This is a genomic window from Pseudomonas sp. FP2309, assembly GCF_030687575.1.
GTDB lineage: Bacteria > Pseudomonadota > Gammaproteobacteria > Pseudomonadales > Pseudomonadaceae > Aquipseudomonas.
Genome location: NZ_CP117439.1, coordinates 2,029,001 through 2,035,000, shown reverse-complemented (window position 1 = coordinate 2,035,000; position 6,000 = coordinate 2,029,001). Strand labels below are relative to the sequence as shown.

General features: G+C 57.1%; 4 protein-coding genes and 1 rRNA gene (1 of these 5 running past the window's edge). 2 read left to right on the top strand and 3 right to left on the bottom strand.

Annotated elements, in window-relative coordinates:
- Positions 1 to 717: ribosomal RNA gene (locus PSH59_RS09465) — 16S ribosomal RNA — on the bottom strand; it reaches 820 nt to the left of the window's first position.
- A 637-nt stretch (positions 718 to 1,354) separates the two neighbouring features.
- Between PSH59_RS09465 and rhtA the strand changes: the two genes are divergently transcribed.
- Entirely contained in the window at positions 1,355 to 2,242 is an 888-nt protein-coding gene (gene rhtA, locus PSH59_RS09460) for a threonine/homoserine exporter RhtA (protein ID WP_305394880.1), read from the top strand.
- Between the two features lie 164 nt (positions 2,243 to 2,406).
- On the top strand, positions 2,407 to 2,688 hold the full coding sequence (locus tag PSH59_RS09455; protein WP_248083847.1) for a hypothetical protein: 282 nt from the start codon (positions 2,407 to 2,409) through the stop codon (positions 2,686 to 2,688).
- Positions 2,689 to 2,808: 120 nt separating this feature from the next.
- Here PSH59_RS09455 and PSH59_RS09450 read toward each other — a convergent pair whose 3' ends face one another.
- Both PSH59_RS09450 and PSH59_RS09445 read right to left on the bottom strand, forming a co-directional pair.
- Positions 2,809 to 4,617 (bottom strand): aminopeptidase P family protein, encoded by a 1,809-nt coding sequence (locus PSH59_RS09450; protein ID WP_305394879.1) that lies wholly within the window; start codon positions 4,615 to 4,617, stop codon positions 2,809 to 2,811.
- A gap of 40 nt (positions 4,618 to 4,657) precedes the next feature.
- Positions 4,658 to 5,818 carry a cysteine desulfurase family protein gene (locus tag PSH59_RS09445; protein WP_305394878.1) on the bottom strand — a complete coding sequence of 387 codons (1,161 nt, stop codon included), beginning with the start codon at positions 5,816 to 5,818 and terminating at the stop codon, positions 4,658 to 4,660.
- Positions 5,819 to 6,000 lie beyond the last annotated feature (182 nt).

Sequence of the window (6,000 nt, the reverse complement as noted above, 5' to 3'; positions counted from 1 at the left end):
ACTGGTGTTCCTTCCTATATCTACGCATTTCACCGCTACACAGGAAATTCCACCACCCTCTACCACACTCTAGTCAGTCAGTTTTGAATGCAGTTCCCAGGTTGAGCCCGGGGATTTCACATCCAACTTAACAAACCACCTACGCGCGCTTTACGCCCAGTAATTCCGATTAACGCTTGCACCCTCTGTATTACCGCGGCTGCTGGCACAGAGTTAGCCGGTGCTTATTCTGTCGGTAACGTCAAAACAATCACGTATTAGGTAACTGCCCTTCCTCCCAACTTAAAGTGCTTTACAATCCGAAGACCTTCTTCACACACGCGGCATGGCTGGATCAGGCTTTCGCCCATTGTCCAATATTCCCCACTGCTGCCTCCCGTAGGAGTCTGGACCGTGTCTCAGTTCCAGTGTGACTGATCATCCTCTCAGACCAGTTACGGATCGTCGCCTTGGTGAGCCATTACCTCACCAACTAGCTAATCCGACCTAGGCTCATCTGATAGCGCAAGGCCCGAAGGTCCCCTGCTTTCTCCCGTAGGACGTATGCGGTATTAGCGTCCGTTTCCGAACGTTATCCCCCACTACCAGGCAGATTCCTAGGCATTACTCACCCGTCCGCCGCTCTCAAGAGAAGCAAGCTTCTCTCTACCGCTCGACTTGCATGTGTTAGGCCTGCCGCCAGCGTTCAATCTGAGCCATGATCAAACTCTTCAGTTCAAACATCTTTGGGTTTTTAAGAAACCCTAAACTTGGCTCAGCAATCGTTGGTTACATCTTTGATTTCTCGCGGAGTAACTTGTGATGCTGATAATCTTGTTGACTATCAGTCTGACTCCACAAGCACCCACACGAATTGCTTGATTCAGTTGTTAAAGAGCGGTTGGTTAAGAGCTTTCGTCTCAACCGAGGCGCGCATTCTACAGCAGCCTCATTTGCTGTCAAGTGATTATTTTCAGAAGCTTTCGAAGATTTCTCCAACAACTTCAACCACTTGCGCTTCAGATCTCTCTTCAGCGGGAGGCGAATTCTACAGCGTTACACGCTGCTGTCAACACCTCTTTTTCAACTTCCTTTTGGCTTCGATGAACTGAAGCACCTTACTGCCGAAAACCGCTTAACTCATTGTTTACCAAAGAGTTTTCCGTTTCGACTGCGCCGGAAGTGGGGCGAATTATAGGCTTCCAGAATCTGGCGTCAACCATTTATTTGGTTTTTCTATCAAGAACGCTAAAACCGTCCACTTCCTCTATATAGGACAGCGAAGCAACAAGAGACTGAGCAATATATTGCCCAAACACAGACAGTTGAGCATCATAGCGCCCCTGCTATTCACCTATGACATCGGACCAGCCCCATGACCATCTCCTCCCGCCGTCTAACCTCGGCACTGTTTCCTGTTGGTCTTCTGCTGATCGCCATGGCCTCCATCCAGTCAGGCGCCTCATTGGCCAAGAGCATGTTCCCTATTGTCGGCGCACAGGGGACTACGACCCTGCGTTTGATTTTTGCCAGCGTGATCATGCTGCTTATATTGCGCCCGTGGCGTGCCAAGTTGACGGCCAGCTCATTGCGCACCGTGATCATCTACGGGATGGCATTGGGCGGTATGAACTTCCTCTTCTATATGTCCTTGCGCAGTGTGCCGCTGGGTATCGCGGTAGCCCTGGAATTCACAGGCCCGCTCGCCGTAGCGATCTATGCATCGCGCCGGGCAGTGGATTTTTTTTGGATTGGGCTCGCAATCATCGGGCTGCTCCTGCTGATTCCCATGGGGGACGCCAGCAGCGGTATCGATTTAGTTGGCGCCGCCTACGCATTAGGGGCCGGCGTTTGCTGGGCTCTCTACATTCTGTTCGGACAGAAGGCCGGTAACGACAACGGTGTTCAGACCGCCGCCCTCGGCGTAATGATCGCCGCCCTGTTTGTCGCGCCTATCGGAATCGTTCATGCCGGCAGCGCATTACTGACCCCTGGCCTGATTCCCGTCGCCATCGGCGTCGCCATTCTATCCACTGCCCTGCCCTACACCCTGGAGATGGTTGCACTGACACGACTCCCCGCACGCACGTTCGGCACCCTTATGAGTATCGAACCCGCATTCGGCGCGCTTTCGGGCCTTTTTTTCCTTCAAGAGCACCTGTCACTGGCCCAATGGCTGGCCATCACCTGCATTATCCTCGCGTCGGTGGGTGCGACTCTGACGATGCGCGATGAGTCCAGGCCGCTGGTTCCCGCGGACTGAATCATCTTTGAACGTAGCTCTGGTATTTATTGCTCATTTAGGCCATGTTTAGCCTGCAAACGAATGTCATTCATGGAGATTTTCGACAAGGACAGCACGAACGCTACACTCGAGAGCGAGTAGAGCCGGCTTCATGTAGTGCGAAGCGGCTATTAAGGATAGGAATGAAGCGAATTTTGATACTGTTAATGGTCGTGGCCATGGCTGGTTGTGCTGCGACTACCAAGACAGAGGTAAAACGGGGAAAAAAAGGGCTGCACATCAACTGCTCCGGTCTCTCCTCTTCCTGGGACCAGTGCTACACAAGCGCAACCAATTCATGCGGCACCAAGGGCTACCGGGTTATCGCCAAATCCGGGGACAATTCCGAGGAGCCAGGCGACTATCCCTTCGGCCTCAATCCTGCCGGCTACACCAGCCGCAGCATGATCGTTATTTGTAAGTAACCCCCCCGAGCAGCCACCTACGGCTGCTCCTATTAATGCCTTCCCAGCCGCGGCCGTTCGACAAACGAGTCTTAGGCGCCCGAGCGCGACGCCCTTAACAGCCTGCGGAAGTTCAACCGATCAAATGGCCGCCGTCCGCAACTGCAACCACGCCAACCCAGCGCCATCAAGCAGCGGGCTCAGACGCTCACGCACTTCGGTATGGTACGCATTGAACCACTCACGCTCATCCGCCGTGAGCAGCGAAGGCTCCAGACAGCGGGTGTCGATAGGGCAGAGGGTCAGGGTTTCGAACTTGAGGAACTCACCGAACTCGGTCTTGCCCGCTTCACGGTTCAACACCAGATTCTCGATACGAACGCCCCAACGTCCAGGACGATACGTACCCGGCTCAATCGAGGTGATCATGCCCGGTTGCATCGCTGTCTGTGGTGCGGTCGCGGCCTGATAGGCGATCACTTGCGGCCCCTCATGCACATTGAGGAAATAGCCTACGCCATGCCCAGTGCCGTGGCCGTAGTCCACGCCCTCTGCCCAGATCGGCGCGCGGGCGATGGAATCCAGCAACGGCGACAGAATACCTTTAGGGAAATGCGCGCGGGATAGTGCAATAACCCCCTTCAAGACACGGGTGCAGTCGCGCTTCTGCTCCTCACTCGGCGTACCGATTGGCACCATCCGCGTGATGTCGGTAGTGCCGCCCAAGTACTGGCCGCCCGAATCGATCAACAGCAAGCCATCGCCTTCGATCACGGCATGTTCTTCTTCGGTGGCATGGTAATGCGGCATGGCGCCATTGGCATTGAATGCAGCGATGGTGTTGAAGCTCAGCGACACATAATCGGGGCGGCGCGCGCGCGCGGCAGTCAGGTGCTCGTCGATGGTCAGTTCAGTGATGCGCTCACGGCCCAGCGCACCTTCGAGCCAGGCGAAGAATTCACACAAGGCCGCTCCATCCTGTTCCATGGCTTGGCGGATATGCTCTGCGTCAGCCAGGCTCTTACGGGATTTGGCCAGTGTGGTCGGGTTAAGTCCTTCGATCAGCTTGACACCGGCCGCCAGGTTTTCCAGCAATCCGGCAGTCACGCGGGCGGGATCAACCTGCAAGCTGGCGCCCGACGGCACCGCACGCAGCGCGCCCGCCACTTCGCTGTAGTCGCGCAATGTCACGCCATCCTGCTCGAGCACAGCGCGCAAGTCAGCATCGACTTTGCTCAGCGCCACAAACAGCATGGCCTGTTGCTGACTGATCAACGCAAAGGATACGAACACTGGATTAAACGAAACATCGCCACCACGCAGGTTAAACAACCAAGCGATGTCATCCAGGGTCGAGATGAAATGCCAATCGGCCCCCTTCTCTTGCAAACTGGCACGCAGTGCCGCGAGTTTTTCGCCGCGGCTGACAGTCGCCTGCGGAGGCAAGTGTTGATAAATCGGTTGGTTCGGCAGCGCAGGACGGTCTTGCCAGACCTCATTGAGCAGGTCGATATCCGTACGCAGTCGCGCGCCGCGCTCGGCCAGCTTGCCACCCAAGGTGCGCGCCGAAGCCACCGCCATCACCGCGCCGTCCACTGCCACCACGCCACCTTCCGGCGTCTGCTCGGCCAGCCACTCCAGCGGTCCGGGCTGGCCCGGCTGCAACTTCACCAACTCGATGCCGCTGCCTTTGAGTTCTTTGGTCGCCTGCTCCCAATAGCGGCTGTCGGCCCACACACCGGCGAAATCCGCGGTGACAATCAACGTCCCCACCGAGCCATGGAAGCCCGACAACCATTGGCGCCCCTGCCAGTAACCCGGTAGATACTCGGACAGATGCGGGTCGGCCGACGGCACCAGCAAGGCGTTGATACCCTCGCGGCTCATCAGTTCACGGGTGCGCGCCAGGCGCTGGGGAACCGTTCCATGGGTCAAAGACTGCGTGCTCATTGTGTCTCCTGCTAACCACTCATCATTATTATGTAAAAAATCAAACAGCCCAGAACGCCGGTGCACTGGCGAGCGCGGCCTTGATCAATTGAACGGCCCTGTCGATATCCTGCTCCGTAGTGAACCGTCCCAGGCTCAAGCGAATGGTACGCCCGGCGCTGCTGGCGTCATGCCCAAGCGCCAGCAGCACATGGGACGGTGCATTGCTCGCAGAATTGCAAGCCGATGTCGCGGAAAACGCCATCCCTGCACTCAAGGCTGCAGCATTGAATTCGCCTTCGCCGAAGGTCAGGCTCAAGGTGTGGGGAATACGCTGCGTGGCGCTGCCATTGAGGCGTACACCGGCCACCAAGGCCAACTGATCCAGAAGACGGCGACGCAGCGCGACGATAAGCGCTTTTTCTTCGGCAAACGATTGTGCCGCCAAGGCGAACGCCGCACCCATACCCGCGATCTGGTGGGTGGCCAGGGTACCGGAGCGCAAGCCTCCCTCGTGCCCACCACCGTGAATTTGCGCCAACACTTTCTGCTGTGCCCGTGGCCCGACGTACAGCGCACCTATGCCCTTGGGGCCATACACCTTATGTGCGGAAAACGACATCAAATCCACTGGCCACTGCGCCAGATCGATCGCAACTTTGCCAGCCCCCTGCGCCGCATCCACATGCAGTAACGCGCCGTGCTCACGTACCCGCGCACCGATGGCGGGAATATCGTTGAGGGTACCCAGTTCGTTGTTCACCAACATCAACGAGACCAGAAAGGTGTCGTCACGCAAAGCCTCACTGACCGCGTCGGCACTGATCAGCCCGTCGGCATCCGGCACCAGGTAGGTCACGGCCACGCCGGCCTCCTGCAACTGGCGCGCGGTGTCCAAAGTGGCCTTGTGCTCGATCTGGCTGGTGATGATATGCCCGCCCGGCACGCCCCGAGCCTGGGCCACGCCCTTGATGGCGAGGTTGTTGGATTCTGTGGCACCGGAGGTCCAGACGATCTGCTCAGGCCGGGCCCCTACCAACTCGGCCACTTGGCGACGCGCCTGCTCAACCGTATGCCGGGCTGCCTGGCCGAACGCATGGGAACTGGAGGCCGGATTACCGAAATTGGCGTTGAAACCCAGACACTCGACCATGACCTGGATGACCCGCTCATCCACCGGCGTCGTGGCGGCGTAGTCGAAATACAAAGGACGTTTATTCATGACGTAATGACTCGCAGAGCAGGTTCCCGAGAGCAGCGTCTCAGGGGCATCGACAGGAACAGAGGACGTCAGGTTTACCTGATCGAATGCCATTGAAGAAGGGTCACTTTAAGTAAATGTGCGTAGGAACGCTCCTGAAATTCAGCTTAACAGGCTGAAGTAACGCCAGGGCAAACAAAAAG